The following is a 19,613-nucleotide window of genomic DNA, read 5'->3' as shown; positions in this document are numbered from 1 at the left end:
TTAGTGCTCACAGGCCGGAGGCACCTTCCTGCGCCATCGGGTTCGCGCGCATCCGGCCGCCCGGGTCGAGGCGCCGGAGGATCGCGCCGGTGATGGCGTCGAGGTCCCCGATCCGGTCGGGGCCCACCGCGTCGATCACCAGCCGCCGCACCTCGGCGGCGTGGCCGGGGGCGGTCGCGACGACCTTCTCCCACCCCGCGTCGGTCAGCCGGGCCATCGTGACCCGCCCGTTGCCCGCACAGGGCTCGCGCGCGACCCAGCCCTGCTGCTCCAATCGCGAGACCACGTGGGAGAGGCGGGAGAGCGACGAGCTGACGGTGGACGCGAGCTCGCTCATCGGCATGACGCGGCCGTCGGACTCCGACAGCATGGCGAGCACGAGGTAGGAGAACTGGGTCAGCCCGGCGTCGCGCTGCAGCTGGGCGTCCAGGGCGGCGGGGAGCAGCGTCATGACGGCGGCCGTGCGACGCCAGGCGTGCTGCTCCTCGGCGGTCAACCACTCGGCCATGACCCCAGCCTACACTTGATGCTTCAACTGTGCAGCGTGTAGCGTCAGGGTCGAACCGTCACCCGAGGAGCACCATGAGCTCGTCCTTCGCCACCGCCGCCCCGGGGGCCGCCTTCGACGCCTTCGTCGGCCCGGCGCGCGCCACGGCCGCCGGCCGCCGGCCCTGGACGCCCGAGGACGGCCCGCTCCCGGCGATCTACCTGTCGCACGGGGCGCCGCCGCTCTACGACGACGCCGAGTGGATGCGCGAGCTCTTCGGCTGGGCCCACCGCATGCCGCAGCCGCGGGCGATCGTCATCGTCTCGGCGCACTGGGAGACCGCGCCCCTGACGCTGTCCGCGCCGGACGCCGGCACCCCGCTGGTGTACGACTTCGGCGGCTTCGCCGAGCGCTACTACCGGATGACCTACGCGACGCCGGACGCGACGGCGCTCGCCGACCGGGTCGCGGGGATGCTCGCCGAGGGCGAGCCGGTGCACCGGTCGCCGCGCGGGCTCGACCACGGGGCCTGGGTGCCGCTCTCGGTGATGTACCCGAACGCCGACGTGCCGGTGCTGCAGGTCAGCATGCCCGACGAGGACCCCGACCGGCTGATGCGCATCGGCGCGCGCATGCGGGAGCTGCGCTCCGAGGGCGTCCTGGTCGTCGGGTCCGGGTTCATGACCCACGGGCTGCCGTTCCTCACCCGCGACATGCTGCGCGGGGACGCGGTGCCGGGCTGGACCGACGACTTCGACGCCTGGGTCGCCGACGCCCTCGGACGGGGCGACGTCGAGACCCTGCGCCGCTTCCGGGAGGCGCCGGGCATGCCCTACGCGCACCCCACGGCGGAGCACTACGTCCCGCTGTTCGTCACCCTCGGCGCGGCGGCCGACCCCGAGGTCCCGGCCACCACGGAGATCGACGGCATGATGTGGGGCCTCTCGCGGCGCTCGTTCTCGCTGGCCTGAGCCGACCCGCCGTCGGGCGCGGCTACCGTGATCGACCGTGCCGACGATCCGCGACGCCACACCCGCGGATGCCGCGGCCTGCGCCGCGATCTACGCGCCCTACGTGACCGACACCGTCATCAGCTTCGAGGCCGTCGCGCCCGACGCCGACGCGATGGCCGCCCGCATCGCCGCGGCCCACGTCTGGCTGGTGGCCGAGGACGGCGGGCGACCGGTCGGGTTCGCCTACGGCGGGGAGTTCAACCCGCGCGAGGCCTACCGGTGGTCGTGCAGCGTGAGCGTCTACCTCGAGCCCGGCCGCCGTCGTACCGGGGCCGGGCGCGCGCTCTACGAGGCCCTCTTCGCGCGGCTGGCCGACCTCGGCTACCGGCGCGCCGCCGCCGGCATCACGCTGCCCAACGACGCGAGCGTCGGGCTGCACACGGCGATGGGCTTCGAGCCGGTCGGCACCTTCCCCCGCATCGGCCGGAAGTTCGACGCCTGGCACGACGTCGCGTGGATGCAGCGCGACCTCGGGTGATCAACGCCGAGTTCCGGACGTCCAGTGTCAGGAAAGAGTCGTTCCGGACGCTGGACCTCAGCGGCCGGCCGGCGAGATGTTCAGCGACATCCCCGCGAGCCCGCGCGCCCGGACCGTGAGCCGGTCGGCCACCCCGCGCAGCGCCTCCCCGGCCGCCGACTGCGGCGCCGAGAGCACCAGCGGCACCCCGGCGTCCCCGCCCTCGCGCAGCCGGGTGTCGATCGGGATCTGGCCGAGCAGCGGGACGTCCGAGCCCACCGACTTCGTCAGCGAGTCCGCCACCTGCTGCCCGCCGCCGGTGCCGAACAGGTCCATCCGCGACCCGTCGGGCAGGTCCATCCACGACATGTTCTCGACGACGCCGACCAGGCGCTGCCGGGTCTGCAGCGAGATCGCGCCGGCGCGCTCGGCGACCTCGGCGGCGGCCTGCTGCGGGGTGGTGACCACCAGCAGCTCGGCGTTGGGGATGAGCTGCGCGACCGAGATCGCGATGTCGCCGGTGCCGGGCGGCAGGTCGAGGAGCAGCACGTCGAGGTCGCCCCAGAAGACGTCGGCGAGGAACTGCTGCAGGGCGCGGTGCAGCATCGGCCCGCGCCAGACGACCGGCGTGTTGCCGGGGGTGAACATCCCGATGGAGATGACCTTCACCCCGTGGGCCTGCGGCGGCAGGATCATCTCGTCGACCTTGGTGGGCAGGTCGTCGGCGCCGAGCATGCGCGGCACGGAGTGGCCGTAGATGTCGGCGTCGACCACGCCGACCTTCAGGCCCTTGTTCGCCATGGCCGCGGCGAGGTTGACCGTCACCGACGACTTCCCGACGCCGCCCTTGCCCGACGCGACCGCGTACACCCGCGTCATCGAGCCCGGCTGCGCGAAGGGGATGACCGGCTCGTCGGCGTCGCCCTTGACCTTGCGGCGCAGTTCCTTGCGCTGCTCGTCGTTCATGACGTCGAGCTCGACCGACACCGCGGAGACGCCCGAGACCCCCGACACGGCCGTGGTCACCCGGCTCGTGATGGTGTCCTTCATCGGGCAGCCCGACACCGTCAGGTAGACCGCGATCTCGACCTTGCCGTGGTCGAGCACGCGGATGTCCTTGACCATCCCGAGCTCGGTGATCGGACGGTGGATCTCGGGATCCTCGACACCGGACAGCGCGGTGCGGATCGCCTCGACCGACGGTGAACCAGCCATGACCCGATGTTACGTCGCGCCGTCCCCGGCACCGGGCCCCGCGTGGTTCGTCCCACGTCCCGCGGCTCCCGTGCGCTCCAGGACGCGCTCGAGGGCCTGGTCGACGGCCTTGTCGACCGCTCGGTCGACGACGCGGTCCAGGGACTTCTGCAGCGTCTTGTCCAGGGCGCGGTCGACGGCGCGGCTGAGCTCCTTCTGCAGCTCGCGGTCCACCCCGCTGCGCTCGGCGCCGCGCTCGGAGAGCTCGCTGCGCAGGAAGTCGCGGGTGACCATCTCGCCGACGGCCAGGCGGACCGCGGCCAGCTCGCGGGAGAGGTACTCGGTGTCGGCGATGGTCCGCTGGGCCCGCGAGCGGTCCTCGTCGAGCGCGACGCGGTCGCGGTCGTCCTGCCGGTTCTGGGCGAGCAGGATCAGGGGCGCGGCGTACGCGGCCTGGGTCGAGAACGCGAGGTTCAGCAGGATGAACGGGTAGGGGTCCCACTGCCCGAGGATCCCGATGAGGTTCAGGGCGATCCACACGATGACGAACACCGTCTGCCAGAACAGGTAGGTGCCCGTTCCGAGGAACCGGGCGAGCCGCTCGGAGAGCCGGCCGAACGCCTCGGTGTCGAGGTCGACGCGCAGGCGCCGCTGCGGGCCGGCCGGGGTGTCGAGCCGGTTGCGGGTGGTGCGTTCAGGCACGGCGGCCTCCGCGGGTCGGGCGGCTGGCGGACCTGGGGGACGCGGCCGCCGGAGCAGCCGACGGGGGCAGCGCGGAGGGCGGGATCCGGAGCCCACCCGTCGTCGTGGGCTCCGGGTCCTGGGTGCGCCAGTCCTCGGGGAGCAGGTGGTCGAGCACGTCGTCGACGGTGACCGCGCCGAGCAGGTGGTCGTTGTCGTCGATCACCGGCCCGCAGACGAGGTTGTACGTCGCGAAGTAGCGGGTGACTTCGGTGAGCGAGGCGTCGGGGTGCAGGCGGGTGAGCTCGGCGTCGAGCACGCCCGCGACGAGCTCGAAGGGCGCCTCCCGCAGCAGTCGCTGGGAGTGCACGCAGCCGAGGTACCGCCCGGTCGGGGTGGCCGAGGGCGGGCGGGCGACGAACACCATCGAGGCGAGTGCCGGGGTGATGTCGGGGTTGCGGACGCGGGCGAGGGCCTCGGCGACCGTGGAGTCGGGCGAGAGCACGATCGGCTCCGGGGTCATCATGCCGCCCGCCGTGTCGGCCGAGTAGGTCAGCAGCCGCCGCACCGACTGCGAGTCCTCGGGCTCCATGAGGCCGAGGAGCTGCTCGGACTCCGGGTCGGGCAGGTCGGCGAGCAGGTCGGCCGCGTCGTCGGGGTCCATGGCCTCGAGGACGTCGGCCGCGCGCTCGGAGGCGAGGTGGCGCAGCAGGTCGCGCTGGTCGACCGCGGGCAGCTCCTCGAGGACGTCGGCGAGGCGCTCGTCGTCGAGCCCGTCGGCCACGTCGTGGCGCCGGCGCAGGGGCAGGTCGAGCAGCGCCTGCGCGACGTCGGCCGGGCGCATGTCCTCGAAGGTGGCCAGCAGCTGCTCGGTGCCCTGGCCCTCCTCGGCGAGCGAGAGCCCGCTCACCGCGGCCCAGGGCAGGACCTGCACCGGGCCGCGTCGTCCCAGGCGCCCGTGGCGTTCGGTGACGGCGAGCCGGGTGATGAGCCAGTCGCGGCTGCGGGTGTGCTCCATGAGGACGTCGGCGACGGTGGCGTCGGCGTCGTGGTCGACGACGCGGACGTGCGCGTCGAGCATCTCGCCGACGACGAGGACCTCGTTGGGGCGCTGCGCGAACGGCCGCAGGTTCACCTGGCCCGTCGACAGCGTCACCGCGCCCGCGTCGATCGCGGTGACCCGCAGCATCGGCACGAAGATGCGCCGCCGCGACCCGACCCCGACGACGAGGCCGAGCACGCGGGGTGGTCGTGGCCCCACCGACACCGCCGACACCGCGTCGCGGACCCGGCCGATGTTCTCCCCGTCGGGCCCCAGAACGGGCAGACCGACCATCCGGGCGACGAACACCCTGGTCATCGGTGTGGTGGCGGCGCGGGTCACGCGCCGAGGTTAGCGGCGCGGGGAGTGTTGTCGGTGCTGAGAGGGTGGCACGACCCGGCGGGGACGGCGGCTGAGAGCGTCTTCACCTGAATCGGCACAGCCGGGCCCGGCCGTGTCAGCATCCCGGGCAACCACATGTCTCCGCGATGACGACGTGGAGGCCCTCGAGGAGGTCAGTGCGAGTGAGTGTCGAGAACCGTCCGCGCCGGTCGTGTCTCGCGGTGCCCGGCTCGAGCCAGAAGTTCATCGACAAGGCCCGGACGCTGCCGGCCGACCAGATCTTCCTGGATCTGGAGGACGCGTGCGCCCCCCTGGTGAAGCCGGAGGCGCGCAAGACGATCGTGGCCGCGCTCAACGAGGGCGGCTGGGAGGGCAAGACCCGCGTCGTCCGCGTCAACGACTGGACGACCGAGTGGACCTACCGGGACGTCACCGAGGTCGTCGAGGGCGCCGGGGCGAACCTGGACGCGATCATGCTGCCGAAGGTGCAGACCGCGGCGCAGGTGCACGCCCTGGACTTCCTGCTCACCCAGATCGAGAAGACGATGGGGCTCGAGGTCGGGCGGATCGGGATCGAGGCCCAGATCGAGAACGCCCTGGGCCTGACGAACGTCAACGACATCGCCGCGGCGTCCCCCCGCCTGGAGACCATCGTCTTCGGGCCGGCGGACTTCATGGCCTCGATCAACATGAAGTCGCTGGTGGTCGGCGAGCAGCCCCCCGGCTACACCGAGGGCGACGCGTACCACTACATCCTCATGCAGATCCTCATGGCCGCGCGGGCGTACGACCTGCAGGCCATCGACGGGCCCTACCTGCAGATCCGCGACGTCGAGGCCTTCCGCCGCGTCGCCGGCCGCGCCGCCGCGCTGGGCTACGACGGCAAGTGGGTGCTCCACCCCGGCCAGATCGACGCCGCCAACGAGACGTTCTCGCCGTCGCAGGAGGACTACGACCACGCCGAGAACATCCTCGACGCCTACGAGTGGTTCACCTCGGAGGCCGGGGGAGCGAAGGGCTCGGCGATGCTCGGCGACGAGATGATCGACGAGGCCTCCCGCAAGATGGCGCTGGTCATCGCGGGGAAGGGCCGCGCGGCGGGGATGACCCGCGGCGAGCGCTGGACCCCGCCGGAGAGCTGACCCCGCCTCTCCCGCACGAGGGGAACCCTCGTGCGCCTAGAGCGACCGGATCCTTCCCTCGCGGACGGCGACCCCACCGCTGGCCCGTCCGCGAGGGGAAGGAACCGTCGCTCTAGCCGACCGAAGGGTCCCCTCGCGCGGAGGTCCCAGGGCATACTCGCCGGTAACAAACATCATCAGGAGCGTTCACATGGCACGCCTCGCCCAGACCGCGGGACTCACCGACGTCCAGGAGGAGATCCTCTCCACCGTCCGCGACTACGTGGACAAGGAGATCATCCCGCACGCCCAGGAGCTCGAGCACGCCGACGAGTACCCCCAGGAGATCGTCGACGGGATGAAGGAGATGGGCCTGTTCGGGCTCATGATCCCGGAGGAGTACGGCGGCCTGGGCGAGTCGCTGCTGACGTACGCGCTGACCGTCGAGCAGATCGCGCGCGGGTGGATGAGCGTCTCGGGCGTCATCAACACCCACTTCATCGTCAGCTACATGCTGATCCACCACGGCACCGAGGAGCAGAAGCAGTACTACCTGCCGAAGCTCGCCACGGGTGAGGTCACCGGCTCGTTCTCGATGTCCGAGCCCGAGCTGGGTTCCGACGTGGCCGCGATCAAGACCCGCGCGAAGGTCGACGGCGACGACTACGTCGTCGACGGCGCGAAGATGTGGCTGACCAACGGCGGCTCGTCGAACCTCACCGCCGTGCTCGTCAAGACCGACGAGGGCGCCGAGAAGCCCTACCAGAACCTGACGACGCTGCTGGTGGACAAGCCGCGTGGGTTCGGCAAGGTCGCCGAGGGCCTCTCGGTCCCCGGCAAGATCGACAAGATGGGCTACAAGGGCGTCGACACCACCGAGATGGTGTTCGACGGCTTCCGGATCCCGCGGACGCAGGTGCTCGGCGGGCAGTCGGGCAAGGGCTTCGCCCAGATGATGGACGGCGTCGAGGTCGGCCGCGTCAACGTGGCCGCCCGCGCCTGCGGCATCGCGATCCGCGCCTTCGAGCTCGGCATCGAGTACGCCCAGCAGCGATCGACCTTCGGCAAGCCGATCGCCCAGCACCAGGCGATCGCGTTCAAGCTCGCCGAGATGGCCACCAAGGTCGAGGCGGCCCACCTCATGATGGTCAACGCCGCGCGGCTCAAGGACCGCGGCGAGCGCAACGACGTCGAGGCCGGGATGGCCAAGATGATCGCCTCGGAGTACTGCAAGGAGGTCACCGAGGAGTCGTTCCGCATCCACGGCGGCTACGGGTACTCGAAGGAGTACGAGATCGAGCGGCTCATGCGCGAGGCGCCGTTCCTGCTCATCGGCGAGGGCACGTCGGAGATCCAGAAGACGATCATCAGTCGGGGGCTGCTGAAGGACTACAAGATCCGCTGATCCGTCCCTGGAGTGCAAGCGGAGCGTCGTTGCTTGCATCCAGTGACAGGAAAGCCCCGTCGCCGACCCGATGGCGGCGCGCACCCGAACCAGTGCGCGCCGCCGTCCGGCCCAGTGAGCGAGGGACGACACAGGGTCTTCGGGCACTTTCGTCCGCTGCGGTCCGTTGACAGGATGCTCGGACCAGCCAGCCAGCGGAGGAAGTCGTGAGCTCGCCGTTCCTCGGGAACCGTCCCGGGGCAGCCCCCGGGCTGCCCAACCTGCCCGAGCCGCCGTCGGGGTGGCCGGTGGGGTCGTACGCGAAGTACGAGGAGGCGCAGCGCGCGGTCGACCACCTCGCCGACAACGACTTCCCCGTCGCGGACGTCACCATCGTCGGGGTCGACCTGATGCTGGTCGAGCGGGTGATCGGCCGGCTGACCTGGGGTCGGGTGCTCGCCACCGGCGCGGCGTCCGGGGCGTGGCTCGGCCTGTTCGTCGGCGTGGTGCTCTCGCTGTTCAGCGCGACCGGCTCGATCGGCGCGATCCTGCTCGGCCTCGGCATGGGCATCGTGTTCGGCATCGTGTCCGGCGCGATCACCTACGGCGCCAGCCGGGGCCGCCGCGACTTCACGTCGTCCAGCCAGCTCGTCGCCGGCCGCTACGACGTCCTCTGCCAGCCGCGCAGCGCCGAGAAGGCCCGCGACATGCTGGCCAAGCTCGCGATCGGCACCGAACAGACGTAGCCGGGTTCCCGACGGCGGCTGCGGGTCGCGCTCAGCGCTGCGCGACGAGGCGCCGGGCCTGCCCCGCGTGCACGTCGGCCACCCACGGGAACGGGGCCGCGGGGCCGATCCGCGGGTCGTCGACGACGTCGTCGTCGCGCAGGGCGTGCAGGTAGGCGCGGTCCCGCGCGATCCGGGCGTGCAGCTCCTGCGCGTCGCCGACGGAGCCGTGACCGGGCACGACGACGTCGACCCCGCCCGCCGCGTCCTCGAGCAGCCGCAGTGCCGCGAGGTGGTCGCCGATCGGATCCGCGGCGCCGAGGTCGAGCATCGGGACGAGCACGTCGGAGAGCATGTCGCCGGCGACGAGGACACCGGACTCCTCGACCAGCAGTGCCGCGTGACCGGCGGCGTGGGCCCGGTGCTCGAGGACCCGGACCCGGGGGCCGTCCCACCGGAGCTCCGCGGCGTCGGCCGGGAGGCCGTCGACCAGGCCGAGCAGGTCCATCGGGACCCGCTCGACGATGTCCGGCGGGATCATCGTGGCGACGCGATCGGCGAACCCCGGGTCCGCCAGCGCCCCCCGGATGGTGTCCGCGCAGCGCTGCGTCGCCCACCGGGGCGGCGCGCCGAGCCGGGGGTGCCAGAGCAGGTGGTCCCAGTGCGGGTGCGTCGAGAAGCCCGCCACCACGGTCCGGTCCGCGTCGGTCAGCTCGTCGGCGAGGGCCGCCAGCTCGGCGTCGAGCACGCCGGGGTCGACGAGCAGCACGCCGTCCCGACCCTGCACCACGACGGTGCTGGTCCGGCAGAACGCGCTCTCCCGGACGGCGACGCCGTCGGCGACCTGTGTCAGCACGGAAACCCCCTACTGGTTGCACGGTGCAACCGCTCGGTGGTGACCGTAGTGCCGGGTGGTGGCAGATCGCAAGCACCGTGCAGGCCCACTCGGCGGGTGGGATGGCTGGGCGCCGGTGTCGAGTGGACTCCGGCGGTCGTGCGCCGGGGCGCGCCGGTGTCGAGTGGGCCTGCATGGTCGTGCGGGCAGCCCTACAGGCCCACTCGGCGGGCAGCGACCCGGGCGCCGGTATCCGAGTGGGCCTCCACGGTCGTGCGGGCAGCCATGGAGGCCCATTCGGCGGGCAGCGACCCGGGGGCCGGTATCCGAGTGGACCTCCACGGTCGTGCGGGCAGCCATGGAGGCCCACTCGGCCGGCAGCGAACCCGGGCACCGGCCTCGAGTGGACCTCCAGGGTCTCGCCGACCGGCAGCGCGCCCTACGTTCCGACGCCCCCGACCCCGGTCGCGCGTACCACCGACAGCGGCGTGGCGATGTCCTCGAGGGACTTCTGCTCGGCGGCCACGCCCAGCACCGCCGCCACGATGCCGCCGATCATCATGACCACCGCGCCGAGGATGTAGGCCCAGAAGAGGCCCGGCCGGCTGGGGTTGTCCTCGCTACCGATCATCAGTGCGTAGATCAGCGGGGCGACGGCGCCGAAGACCTGGGCGATGGCGAAGAACACGGCGATGGCCTTCGCCCGCACCTCCATGGGGAAGATCTCGCTCACCGTGAGGTAGGCGGCGCTGGCCCCGGCCGAGGCGAAGAAGAAGATGATGCACCACGCGATCGTCTGGGTCGTCGCGTTGAGCACCCCGGCCTGGAACAGGAACGCGGTGATCACCAGCAGGGCCCCGGCGAGCAGGTAGGTGCCCGCGATCATCTGACGTCGGCCCCAGGTGTCGAACAGCCGTCCGAGCAGCAGGGGGCCGAGGAAGTTCCCGATGGCGAACGGGATGTAGTAGATCGACGTGTCGGCGTCCGGGCCGAGGTAGAAGTGCGTCAGCACGATCGCGTACGAGAAGAAGATCGCGTTGTACAGGAACGATTGCGTGATCATCAGCGTCGCGCCGAGCGTGGAGCGGCCCGGGTACTCGCGGAACAGGATCCGCAGCAGGGTGAGGTAGCCCGCCTGCGGCGTCGGCCGGATCTCGATGGCCCGGGTGTCGTCCACCGGCTCGAGGTCCTTGCCGGTCGTGGACTGCACCTCGTGCTCGATGAACGCGATGGACTCCTCGGCCTGCTCACCGCGGCCGTGCATGATCTGCCACCGCGGGCTCTCGGGCACCGACCGGCGCAGGAAGATGATCACGATGGCGAGCACGGGGCCGACGAGGAACGCGATGCGCCAGTCGATCGTCGGCGAGATCGCGCCGGAGAGCAGCGGGATCTGGATGAGCGCGGCGATGGTCGCCCCCGCCCAGTAGGTGCCGTTGACGATGACGTCGGTGCGGCCGCGGTAGGGCGCGGGGATGAGCTCGTCGATCGCCGAGTTGATCGCGGCGTACTCCCCGCCGATCCCGGCGCCGGCGACGAACCGCGTCAGGTACAGGAAGGTGATCGCTCCGGCCCCCGACCCCAGGGTCAGTGCCGTGGCCGCGCTGCCGCCGAAGTAGATCGCCAGCGTGATGAAGAAGAGCTTCCGGCGGCCCAGCCGGTCGGAGATCTGGCCGAACACCAGGGCGCCGACGACCTGTCCGATCAGGTACACCGTGGCGAGCAGGCCGACGGCCGTCGTCGAGATGCCCAGCCGGGAGGAGTCCGACAGCTTCTCCCCGACGTTGCTCGCGATGGTGATCTCGAGGCCGTCGAGGATCCAGCACGACCCGAGGGCCATGACCATCCGCGTGTGGAACGGCGACCAGGGCAATCGGTCGATCCGGGCGGGGATGAGGGAGCGCACGCTCCCCGACTGGTCGGTCCCCTCAGTCGCCGTCACGAGAGCCTCCCGCGTTGTCCGCCGATGACACGCGGTGAGCTTAACCACACGGAGAGGTGAAGGGCAGCCGTGAAGCCGCGGTGAAGATCCCGGCTACAGCCAGCGGTTGCGGCGGAACGTCCGGAAGAGCCACCCGCAGATCGCGAGGATCACGACGATCACCAGCGGATAGCCGAACGTCCAGTGCAGCTCGGGCATGTAGTCGAAGTTCATGCCGTAGATGCCCGCGAACATCGTCGGGACGGCGAGCAGCGCCGCGTAGGCGGTGATCTTGCGCATGTCGTTGTTCTGCCGCAGCGTGATCTTCGCGAGCACCGCGTCGACCAGCGTCGTCAGGAGCTCGTCGAACTGGGCGACCCGCTCGGAGACCGTCACCAGGTGGTCGTCGACGTCGCGGAAGTAGCTGCGGACCTCGGTCGGCACGAGCGGCGAGTAGCCCTCGGAGAGCCGGCGTAGCGGCGCCACCAGGGGCTGGACGGCCCGGCGCAGCTCGAGCACCTCGCGCTTCATCAGGTAGATCTGGTCGGCGCCGAGCTCGGAGTACGGCGCGAAGACCTCGGCCTCGATGGTGTCGATGTCGCCCTCGACGGCGGCCGAGACCTCGAGGTAGGCGTCGACGATGTGGTCGGCGATCGCGTGCAGCACCACGGCCGGACCGAGCGCGAGGTGCTCGGGCTGGTCCTCGAGCATCCGCCGCACGCGGCGCAGGCCGGAGTGCTGGCCGTGCCGGACGGTGACGACGAAGTCCTTCCCGACGAAGCACATCAGCTCGCCGGACTCCACGATCTCGTTCGCGGTGGTGGGGGAGGCGTGCGCGACGTAGCGGACCGTCTTGAAGACCGAGAACACCATGTCGTCGTAGCGCTCGATCTTCGGCCGCTGGTGGGCCTGCACCGCGTCCTCGACGGCGAGCGGGTGCAGCCCGTAGACCTCGGCGATGTCGTCGATCTGCTCGGCGTCCGGCTCGTGGAGGCCGACCCAGACGAAGCCCTCCTCGCGGCGGCGGACCTCCTCGATCGCCTCGCGGTGGTTCCACCGCCCCTCGAGCCGCTTGCCGTCGACGTAGACCGCGCAGTCGACGACGAAGGCCGACAGCGGGACGTGCGGGACGTGGACGTCCTTGTCGAGCGCGCGGGGACGGCGGCCGCGGACCGTGGGGCGCAGCGACGGGAGAGCGGGCATGGTGGGTCTCCGTGGGGGCTCGACCGGCCCGGGGCCGGTCAGCGGGATCTCGGACGGATCGCCGCGTCGCTGGCGGGGACCACGACGGTGCCGGTGCCGTCGTCAGCGGCCCCTCGCGAGGACGCGGCCGGTACTTCCGGGATCGGCGCTCTGCTGGTCGGTCCTGGCCACGTCCACCTCCTCGGTCGTCCCGCCGCGGGCTCCTGACGGACCCCACCGAGGACGGCCGGGCCGTCGCCGGGGTGGTCCCGGTGTCACACGTGTCACGCGTCCGTGCGTACACGGGCGTTCACACGATGGTCCATCCTACGGGTCGTCACGGGCGCTGCGCTGCGCGGACGGCCCGGGCACGACGACGACGTCTCGACGTTCAGGGAGTGGACACGTGCAGTTCGGTCGGTACTTCGAGGAGTTCGAGGTCGGTGCCACGTACAAGCACTGGCCCGGCAAGACGGTCACCGAGTACGACGACCACCTCTTCTGCCTGATCACGATGAACCACCACCCGCTGCACCTCGACAGCCACTACGCCGAGGGCACCCAGCAGGGGCGCAACGTCGTCGTCGGGAACTACGTCTACTCGCTGCTGCTCGGCATGTCGGTCGCCGACGTCTCGGGCAAGGCCATCGCGAACCTCGAGGTCGAGTCGCTGCGCCACGTGAAGCCGGTCTTCCACGGCGACACGATCTACGGCGAGTCCACCGTGCTCGACAAGAAGGAGTCGAGCTCGAAGAACGACCGCGGGGTCGTCCAGGTCGAGACGATCGGCTACAACCAGGACGGCGTGGTGGTCTGCATCTACCGGCGCAAGGTGATGGTCCCCAAGCGACCGGTCACCGAGTCGGCCGAGGCCGCGCTCGCCGCGGAGCAGCCGAACCGCCCGGTGCCGCAGGAGCGCTGAACCGGGGTCCACCCGCTCCGGTGTGTCGGTCACGGTCGGTCACGGCCTGGGCCTAGGCTCCGGCGGCGTGGACGTGAAGAAGGTCGTGGGCGCGATCGTCGTGATCTTCGTGCTGTTCTGGATCATCTCGGCGCCGGCCCAGGCGGCGAACTTCGTCCTGGAGATCCTCCACTTCCTCGAGGACATCGCGCTGTCGATCATCACGTTCCTGCGTCACCTGTTCTGACCCCGGAGCGGGGTACGCTTCCCTCGGCCCCGCGTCGGGGCAGGAGGGGAGACCGCCGTGCTGGCACCTCGTGAGGTCGACGAGTACGTCCTGCCGACCGAGCGGCGGGTCATCCGGTTCCGGCGCCACTGGGTCGTGATCATGAACGAGATCATCCAGGCGACCGTCCTGATGGTGATCCTCATGGTGGCCGCGGCGCTGCTCCCGGAGGGCCCGGTGCTCTCCAACCTCCTCTGGTACGGCGGCCTGCTGGTGCTGGTCAAGGCCTGCTACAAGGTCAGCGAGTGGTGGGTCGAGAAGGTCGTCATCACCGACAAGCGCGTGATGCTCACCCAGGGCGTCTTCACGCAGAAGGTCGGCATGATGCCGCTCGGGAAGGTCACCGACCTGACGTTCGAGCGCACCCTCAACGGCCGCATGCTCGGCTACGGGACGATGGTCATCGAGTCCGCCGGCCAGATCCAGGCGCTCAACCGGATCGACTTCCTCCCCGACCCCGAAGAGGTCTACGAGGCGATCTCCGAGCTGGTGTTCGGTGAGAAGCGGCAGACGCCCAGCCGTCCGTGAGGCCCTGAGCCCCTGAGCCCGTGACGCCGTGACATCGAGGACGCCGACGACGCCGGGTACCCCCGGCCCGTGATCGACCTCCACCTGCACTCGTCCGCCTCCGACGGCACCGACGCCCCGGCCGACGTCGTTCGCCTGGCCGCCGCGGCGGGCGTCACCACGCTCGCGCTGACCGACCACGACACCACGGCGGGATGGGACGAGGCCGCGGCGGCCGTCCCGGCGGGCGTCCGGCTCCTGCGCGGCGCGGAGTTCTCGACGAGCTCCCCCGACGGGCGCGGGGGCGAGGTGTCGGCCCACCTGCTCGGCTACCTCTTCGACCCCGCGGACCCGGCGGTCCTGGCCGACCAGGAGCGGCTGCGGGGCGAGCGGTCCCGGCGCGTCGGGGTGATGACCGAGCGGTTGCGGGCCGCCGGGTACGACGTCGACCCGGCGGCGATCGCCGCCCGCACCGGCGCGCCGGTCGGCCGGCCCCACGTCGCCCAGGCGCTGGTCGACCTCGGCGCCGTGGAGTCGGTGCCGGCGGCGTTCGAGACGTTCCTGCACAAGGACGGGCCTTACTACGAGCCGAAGGCCGACACCCCGATCGCGGAGGCCATCGGGGTCATCCGCGCGGCCGGCGGGGTCCCGGTGTGGGCGCATCCGTGGGCGCGCAAGCGGGGCGGGGTCGTCGAGGAGTCGGTGATCGTCGACATGGCCGCGCTCGGGCTGGTGGGCGTGGAGGTCGACCACCCCGACCACTCGCTGGCCGACCGCGACCGGCTCCGCGCGCTCGCGGCGGACCTCGGCCTCGTCGTCACCGGGTCCAGCGACTACCACGGGACCCGCAAGACGGTCCGGATCGCGGCGGAGACGACGGCGCCCGAGGCGCTCGACACGCTCGTCGCGCGGGCTACCGGTGCGGACGTCGTGGTCGGTGGGCAATAAGCTCGGAACCGATGAGCGGGCAGCTGACTCTCCAGGACATGCCCTCTCCTCTGGTCAAGGTCACCCCCGCCCGGCTCGCCGTCTTCGAGGACTGCCGCCGCCGCTACCGCATGACCTACCTCGACCGCCCGGCCCCGCCGCGCGGGGGCGCCTGGGCGCACGCCACCCTCGGCGCCGTGGTCCACAACGCGCTGCGGGCGCTCCTCGAGCTCCCCGCGGCCCGGCGCTCGCCGGAGCGGGCGGCCGGGCTCGTCGAACGGCACTGGTCCTCGGAGGGGTTCCGGGACGACGCCCAGGCCGGCGAGTACCGCGCGCGGGCCCGCGGGTGGGTCTCGCGGTACGTCGAGGAGCACGGCGCCGGCCTCGGCGAGCCGCTCGGGGTCGAGCGGTGGGTGGCCGCCCCGATCGGCGGCATCGTGGCCGAGGGCCGCGTCGACCGGATCGACGCCGCGACCGGCGACGACGGCGCCCGCGAGGCCGTCGTCGTGGACTACAAGACCGGGCGCGGAGTGCCCTCGCCCGACGACGCCCGGTCCTCCCGCGCCCTCGCCCTCTACGCGCTGGCCGCGGCGGGGACGCTGCGGCGGACGTGCCGCCGGGTCGAGCTGCACCACCTGCCCTCGGGCACGGTCGCGAGCACCGTCCACGACGAGGCCTCCCTCGGGCGCCACCGGCGCCGGGCCGAGGAGTCGGCGGTCGACATGGCGGCCGCGGACGCGGCGCTCGCCGCGGGCGGCGACCCGGAGGCGCTCTTCCCGCCCTCCCCGGGGCCGCGGTGCGCCCGCTGCGACGTGCGCCGGCACTGTCCCGAGGGCCGGGCCGCCGCCCCGCCGCTCGCCCCGTGGGCACTGCTCGCCCCCTGACCACCCTCCCGAACCCGCTGCGAGGAACCCGCCCCCGATGACCGGCCACGCCGCGCTCCCCCCGGACGACCCGACGCCCCCGGACGGCATCCCCACGCCGCCCGCGGGCGTCCCGACGGCACCCGCGCCGTCGACCGGGGAGACCGGCGGCGCGACGGACCCGACGCGACCCGCCGAGGCGACCCGCACGGCCACCCCGCGCCGCCTGCAGGCGGTGCCGGACGCCTACCCGACGGTGGTGACGGGCGTCCGCACCGGTGCGTTCGGGCGCCCGATCGGCAAGCACCGGCCCACCGCGCTGCACCGGCTCGTGGAGGCCGCGCGGGTGCTCACCGGCGGGCTGATGGTGCTCACGCTCGTCGTGGTCGTCGCGCCGCTCGTGCTGGGCGCGGTGGGGCCGGGGTGGGGCGTCCTCGTGGGCCACGTCGTGGGGGCGGTCGTGGCGCTCGCCGCGACGGGGCTCGCGGCGTGGCGGCGGACGCCGGTGTGGGCGGCGACGGTGGCCGCGCTCGTCGTGCCGGTCGACGTGCTCGCGGTGCTGACGCTGTTCTGGTGGCGATAGGTAGAGGTGCGCTTCGCGCCCGTGAGCACTAACTGTCGCTATACCGACAGTTGGTGCTCACGAGCGCGGAGCGCACCTCGGACAGCCCCGCCGCCACCTCGGTGAACGACGTGGACAGCGGCGCCAGCCCGACCCGGATCCCGTCCGGCGCGCGGAAGTCCGGCACCACCCCGCGGCGCCGGCACTCCGCCACCACCGCCTCGGCGTCCGGGTGCCGCAGCGTCACGTGGCCGCCGCGCCGGGCCGGGTCCCGCGGCGAGGCGAGCTCGACGCCGAGGGGGGCGAGGACCTCGTCGGCGATCTCCACCGCGAAGGCCGTGAGCGCCTCCGACTTGGCCCGCACCGCCCCGATCCCGGCCTCCGCGTACACGTCCAGCCCCGCCCGCACCGGCACCAGCGCGAGCACCGGCGGCGTCCCGGAGAGGAACCGGCGCACGCCCGGGGCCGGGACGTAGCCCGCGGCCATCGCGAACTGGTCGGCGCGCCCGAACCAGCCCTGGACGGGCTGGCGCAGCGCCTCGTGGTGGCGCGCGGCGACGTAGGCGAACGCCGGTGAGCCCGGCCCGCCGCCGAGGTACTTGTACGTGCACCCGACGGCGAGGTCGGCGCCCCAGGCGTCCAGCGCCACCGGCACCGACCCCACGGAGTGGCAGAGGTCCCAGCACACCAGCGCTCCCGCGTCGTGCACCAGCCCGGTGATCGTCGCGGCGTCGGCGAGGAAGCCGGAGCGGTAGGCGACGTGGGAGAGCACGACGAGCGCGGTGCGCGGCCCCACGGCCGCCGCCACCTGCTCGGGGGAGACCCCGCCCGCGGGGTCGGTCGGGATCCACCGCAGCCGCCGCCCGGTCTCGGCGGCGATGCCCTCGAGCAGGTAGCGGTCGGTGGGGAAGTCGTCGTCGGAGAGCACGATCTCGTCGCGGGCCGGGTCGGCCGCGTCGACGGCGGCCCGCGCGAGCTTGTAGAGCCACACGCTGGTCGAGTCGCCCAGCAGCGTCTGGCCGGGCGCCGCGCCGAGGAGCAGCGCGCCGAGCCGGTCGCCCAGCGCCGCCGGGAGATCCACCCAGCCTCCCCCCGTCGCTCCGCTCGCCCCGACCTCCTCGTCCCAGCTGCGGATCAGCCGCTCGCCCCAGTCGTGGGCGGTGAACGCGGCGAGCGCCTCGCCGGTGACCCGCAGCGGGCGCCCGAGGGAGTTCCCGTCGAAGTAGGCGACGACGTCGCCGGCGAGCACGAACCGGTCCCGCAGCGGTCGCAGCGGGTCGGCGGCGTCGAGCTCCGCGGCCCGCGCCGCGAACCGGGTCCCGACGTCGGGGGTGGTCACGCCGCGTCCCCGACCGGGCGTCCCCGGGCGAGGGCCTCGCGGGCGGTCGGCCCGTGCCGCCAGGTCTCCGGCAGCGCGAGGACGGCGGTGCGGAGGGCCCGGACGGCGAGGTCGGCGGCGAGATCGGTGGTCGGGAGGCCGGGCAGCCCGTGCATGCGGCGCGCCCAGCGCGGCTGCAGCGCGAACCCGAGGGTGGCGATCGCGGTCCACGCGGGCCGGGCGGGGGTGGTGAGCTGGACCCGCGTCGGCATCGGCGGAGCCAGCAGCCGCAGGACCGCGTGCCGGCTGGTGCCCGAGGCCCGCAGCTCGGGGCGCACCGCCGCGAAGTAGTCGGCCACCTCGGCCCGGCTCGCCGGGACGTCGGTGGCCCCCAGCAGTTCCGCCGCCCGGACCTGCTCGGCGAGGAACCGGTCGGCCTCGGCGTCGGACAGCCCCGCCCCGGCGCGGCGCACCGCGTCCAGGAACCCCCACACCTCGGTGACGTGGACCCACCGCAGCAGGTCCGGGTCCGAGGCCCGGTAGGGCAGGCCGGTCACCGGGTCCACGCCCCGGACCCACTCGTGCGCCGCACGGACCTTCGCCGCGACCGCGTCGACCCGGTCGCGGGGCGAGAAGGTCACGGTCATGACGTACTCGGCCGTCCGCGAGAGGCGCGGCCAGAACGCGGTGGAGAAGTCCGAGTGCTCGGCGACCCCGGCCATCGCCCGCGGGTGCAGCGCCTGCACGAACAGCGCCGCGAGACCGCCGGCGCCCGCCGCCGGGTCGGCCATCACCTTCCACGTCGCGCTGCCGGGCCCGAAGTACCCGAGCTCGGGATCCGCCGGGAGCGCGCAGGACGTCATGGCTCCAGCGTGTCCTCGCGCAGCCAGGTGCGCCACGTGGGGAGCAGGACGTCGAGCAGGCCCTGCGGGTTCTCGACGTTGGGGGAGTGCGCGGCGCGGGGCACGGCCGCGAACTCGGCCTCCAGGCGGTCGGCCATGGTGCGCTGGGTGGTGACCGGCCAGGCGTCGTCGTTCATCCCGCAGACGACGAGCGTGGCGAGCCGGCGGCCGCGCAGCGCGGCGACGAGCTCGGGCACCCGGTCGGGCTCGCCGCGCAGCGCGTCGCCCATCCCGAGCAGCGCCGCGGGCGACGACCTGGCCAGCCGGTGGCGCAGGAACGCGGCGACGGCGGGGTCCGCGGCCTCCCAGTCACCCGCCTCCTCGCGCAGCGCGACGACGGCGTCGAGCCCGCGGCGGCGCAGCACCGGCTCGAGGATGTCGAGACGGCTGCGACGCGGTCCCATCGGCAGCTCGCCCGGCCCGGAGTCCATGAGCGTGAGGCCGCGGGCCGGGGCGCCGGACAGGACGGCGGCCCGTGCCACGAGACCGCCGAAGGAGTGCCCGAGCAACAGGACCGTCCGTCCCGCCGCGGCCTCGGTCCGCACGACGTCGGCGACGAGCAGCCCGAGCGGGCCGGGCCGGTGGTCGAGCTCCCCGGGCAGCGGCGGCGACTCGTACTGGCCGGGCAGGTCGAGCGCGAGGACCCCGATCCCGGCGTGGGCGATCGGGTCGATCAGCGGCGCGAAGTCCTCCTTCGACCCGGAGTAGCCCGGGACCAGCACCGCCACCGCGTCCCAGGGCTCGTCGTCGGCCCGTGGGCGGGCCTCGGCGCGCAGCGCGGCGAGCGGGCCGGTCGGGGTGGGGAGGTCGATGCGGGCGGCGTGGTGCGGGGTCAGCTGGCCGGTGCCGGGCCCGGTCGGGGGCGCCTCGTCGACGCGGACCGGGAGGGGTTCACGCGCCGGGGCCACCCGCGACAGTGTGCCGCATCGGGGCCGGTCCGCGGTGTGGCAGCGGTCGCCGGTG

Annotated in this window: 20 protein-coding genes and 1 pseudogene; 11 read left to right on the top strand and 10 right to left on the bottom strand. The window is 73.1% G+C overall.

Features of this window, described 5'->3' with window-relative positions:
* Window positions 1–7 precede the first annotated feature (7 nt).
* Window positions 8–508, bottom strand: coding sequence for a MarR family winged helix-turn-helix transcriptional regulator (locus HH311_RS03360; protein ID WP_169182113.1), 501 nt, complete (start codon window positions 506–508; stop codon window positions 8–10).
* Window positions 509–582: 74 nt separating this feature from the next.
* On the opposite strand from HH311_RS03360, the gene HH311_RS03355 reads away from it, so the two are divergent.
* Together HH311_RS03355 and HH311_RS03350 are read left to right on the top strand one after the other, a co-directional pair.
* Window positions 583–1,458: a dioxygenase gene (locus tag HH311_RS03355; RefSeq protein ID WP_169182112.1), complete on the top strand. Its 876-nt coding sequence runs from the start codon at window positions 583–585 to the stop codon at window positions 1,456–1,458.
* A 37-nt stretch (window positions 1,459–1,495) separates the two neighbouring features.
* Window positions 1,496–1,978 (top strand): GNAT family N-acetyltransferase, encoded by a 483-nt coding sequence (locus HH311_RS03350; protein ID WP_169182111.1) that lies wholly within the window; start codon window positions 1,496–1,498, stop codon window positions 1,976–1,978.
* Window positions 1,979–2,035: 57 nt separating this feature from the next.
* Here HH311_RS03350 and HH311_RS03345 read toward each other — a convergent pair whose 3' ends face one another.
* The 3 genes and pseudogenes from HH311_RS03345 to HH311_RS03335 form a co-directional block, all read right to left on the bottom strand.
* Complete coding sequence (locus tag HH311_RS03345) at window positions 2,036–3,172, bottom strand: Mrp/NBP35 family ATP-binding protein (RefSeq protein WP_169182110.1); 1,137 nt, start codon at window positions 3,170–3,172, stop codon at window positions 2,036–2,038.
* A 240-nt stretch (window positions 3,173–3,412) separates the two neighbouring features.
* Window positions 3,413–3,853 (bottom strand): annotated as a pseudogene (locus tag HH311_RS31305) (DUF1003 domain-containing protein); the annotation flags it as partial.
* On the bottom strand, window positions 3,846–5,192 hold the full coding sequence (locus HH311_RS03335; protein WP_169182642.1) for a magnesium transporter MgtE N-terminal domain-containing protein: 1,347 nt from the start codon (window positions 5,190–5,192) through the stop codon (window positions 3,846–3,848). The gene HH311_RS03335 and the pseudogene HH311_RS31305, both read right to left, overlap by 8 nt.
* A gap of 206 nt (window positions 5,193–5,398) precedes the next feature.
* On the opposite strand from HH311_RS03335, the gene HH311_RS03330 reads away from it, so the two are divergent.
* The 3 genes from HH311_RS03330 (at window position 5,399) to HH311_RS03320 (ending at window position 8,467) form a co-directional block, all read left to right on the top strand.
* Window positions 5,399–6,358, top strand: a complete 960-nt coding sequence (locus tag HH311_RS03330) for a CoA ester lyase (protein WP_169182108.1) — start codon at window positions 5,399–5,401, stop codon at window positions 6,356–6,358.
* 190 nt (window positions 6,359–6,548) lie between these two features.
* On the top strand, window positions 6,549–7,742 hold the full coding sequence (locus HH311_RS03325) for an acyl-CoA dehydrogenase family protein (protein WP_169182107.1): 1,194 nt from the start codon (window positions 6,549–6,551) through the stop codon (window positions 7,740–7,742).
* A 206-nt stretch (window positions 7,743–7,948) separates the two neighbouring features.
* A complete protein-coding gene (locus HH311_RS03320; protein WP_169182106.1) occupies window positions 7,949–8,467 on the top strand; it encodes a general stress protein in 519 nt (172 codons plus the stop codon).
* A gap of 31 nt (window positions 8,468–8,498) precedes the next feature.
* On the opposite strand, the gene HH311_RS03315 is transcribed toward HH311_RS03320, so the two are convergent.
* The 3 genes from HH311_RS03315 to HH311_RS03305 form a co-directional block, all read right to left on the bottom strand.
* Complete coding sequence (locus HH311_RS03315; RefSeq protein WP_169182105.1) at window positions 8,499–9,302, bottom strand: MBL fold metallo-hydrolase; 804 nt, start codon at window positions 9,300–9,302, stop codon at window positions 8,499–8,501.
* Window positions 9,303–9,720: 418 nt separating this feature from the next.
* Entirely contained in the window at window positions 9,721–11,223 is a 1,503-nt protein-coding gene (locus HH311_RS03310) for an MFS transporter (RefSeq protein WP_312029917.1), read from the bottom strand.
* Between the two features lie 93 nt (window positions 11,224–11,316).
* Window positions 11,317–12,405 (bottom strand): magnesium and cobalt transport protein CorA, encoded by a 1,089-nt coding sequence (locus HH311_RS03305; RefSeq protein ID WP_169182104.1) that lies wholly within the window; start codon window positions 12,403–12,405, stop codon window positions 11,317–11,319.
* 385 nt (window positions 12,406–12,790) lie between these two features.
* On the opposite strand from HH311_RS03305, the gene HH311_RS03300 reads away from it, so the two are divergent.
* From HH311_RS03300 to HH311_RS03275, 6 genes are all read left to right on the top strand, one after another.
* Window positions 12,791–13,306 (top strand): MaoC family dehydratase, encoded by a 516-nt coding sequence (locus HH311_RS03300; protein WP_169182103.1) that lies wholly within the window; start codon window positions 12,791–12,793, stop codon window positions 13,304–13,306.
* 67 nt (window positions 13,307–13,373) lie between these two features.
* The gene (locus tag HH311_RS03295) at window positions 13,374–13,532 is read left to right on the top strand and encodes a hypothetical protein (RefSeq protein WP_169182102.1); all 159 of its coding nucleotides are present in this window, start codon (window positions 13,374–13,376) and stop codon (window positions 13,530–13,532) included.
* 57 nt (window positions 13,533–13,589) lie between these two features.
* The gene (locus tag HH311_RS03290) at window positions 13,590–14,099 is read left to right on the top strand and encodes a PH domain-containing protein (RefSeq protein ID WP_169182101.1); all 510 of its coding nucleotides are present in this window, start codon (window positions 13,590–13,592) and stop codon (window positions 14,097–14,099) included.
* A gap of 69 nt (window positions 14,100–14,168) precedes the next feature.
* Window positions 14,169–15,026: a PHP domain-containing protein gene (locus HH311_RS03285; protein ID WP_169182100.1), complete on the top strand. Its 858-nt coding sequence runs from the start codon at window positions 14,169–14,171 to the stop codon at window positions 15,024–15,026.
* 11 nt (window positions 15,027–15,037) lie between these two features.
* Complete coding sequence (locus HH311_RS03280; protein ID WP_248291995.1) at window positions 15,038–15,889, top strand: PD-(D/E)XK nuclease family protein; 852 nt, start codon at window positions 15,038–15,040, stop codon at window positions 15,887–15,889.
* Between the two features lie 37 nt (window positions 15,890–15,926).
* Complete coding sequence (locus HH311_RS03275; RefSeq protein WP_169182099.1) at window positions 15,927–16,451, top strand: hypothetical protein; 525 nt, start codon at window positions 15,927–15,929, stop codon at window positions 16,449–16,451.
* Between the two features lie 28 nt (window positions 16,452–16,479).
* Here HH311_RS03275 and HH311_RS03270 read toward each other — a convergent pair whose 3' ends face one another.
* From HH311_RS03270 to HH311_RS03260, 3 genes are read right to left on the bottom strand one after another with little or no spacing between them, the layout of a single operon-like run.
* Window positions 16,480–17,769, bottom strand: coding sequence for an aminotransferase class V-fold PLP-dependent enzyme (locus HH311_RS03270; RefSeq protein WP_169182098.1), 1,290 nt, complete (start codon window positions 17,767–17,769; stop codon window positions 16,480–16,482).
* Window positions 17,766–18,611 (bottom strand): oxygenase MpaB family protein, encoded by an 846-nt coding sequence (locus tag HH311_RS03265; RefSeq protein WP_169182097.1) that lies wholly within the window; start codon window positions 18,609–18,611, stop codon window positions 17,766–17,768. The genes HH311_RS03270 and HH311_RS03265 overlap by 4 nt, the downstream gene beginning before the upstream one ends.
* Window positions 18,608–19,558 carry an alpha/beta hydrolase gene (locus HH311_RS03260; RefSeq protein WP_312029916.1) on the bottom strand — a complete coding sequence of 317 codons (951 nt, stop codon included), beginning with the start codon at window positions 19,556–19,558 and terminating at the stop codon, window positions 18,608–18,610. Before HH311_RS03260 ends, HH311_RS03265 begins: the two co-directional genes overlap by 4 nt.
* Between the last annotated feature and the right edge of the window lie 55 nt (window positions 19,559–19,613).

The sequence above is a fragment of the Actinomycetospora sp. TBRC 11914 genome (assembly GCF_012933465.1).
GTDB lineage: Bacteria > Actinomycetota > Actinomycetes > Mycobacteriales > Pseudonocardiaceae > Actinomycetospora.
The sequence above is the reverse complement of the archived record's forward strand: the minus strand, read 5'-3'. Positions and strand labels throughout refer to the sequence as shown.

Bases quoted from the DNA above. Each gene is read 5' to 3' on its own strand.
- HH311_RS03305 (WP_169182104.1), bottom strand. From the start codon at position 12,405: ATGCCCGCTCTCCCGTCGCTGCGCCCCACGGTCCGCGGCCGCCGTCCC.
- HH311_RS03280 (WP_248291995.1), top strand. From the start codon at position 15,038: ATGAGCGGGCAGCTGACTCTCCAGGACATGCCCTCTCCTCTGGTCAAG.
- HH311_RS03345 (WP_169182110.1), bottom strand. From the start codon at position 3,172: ATGGCTGGTTCACCGTCGGTCGAGGCGATCCGCACCGCGCTGTCCGGT.
- HH311_RS03335 (WP_169182642.1), bottom strand. From the start codon at position 5,192: ATGACCAGGGTGTTCGTCGCCCGGATGGTCGGTCTGCCCGTTCTGGGG.
- HH311_RS03355 (WP_169182112.1), top strand. From the start codon at position 583: ATGAGCTCGTCCTTCGCCACCGCCGCCCCGGGGGCCGCCTTCGACGCC.
- HH311_RS03325 (WP_169182107.1), top strand. From the start codon at position 6,549: ATGGCACGCCTCGCCCAGACCGCGGGACTCACCGACGTCCAGGAGGAG.
- HH311_RS03275 (WP_169182099.1), top strand. From the start codon at position 15,927: ATGACCGGCCACGCCGCGCTCCCCCCGGACGACCCGACGCCCCCGGAC.
- HH311_RS03265 (WP_169182097.1), bottom strand. From the start codon at position 18,611: ATGACGTCCTGCGCGCTCCCGGCGGATCCCGAGCTCGGGTACTTCGGG.
- HH311_RS03360 (WP_169182113.1), bottom strand. From the start codon at position 508: ATGGCCGAGTGGTTGACCGCCGAGGAGCAGCACGCCTGGCGTCGCACG.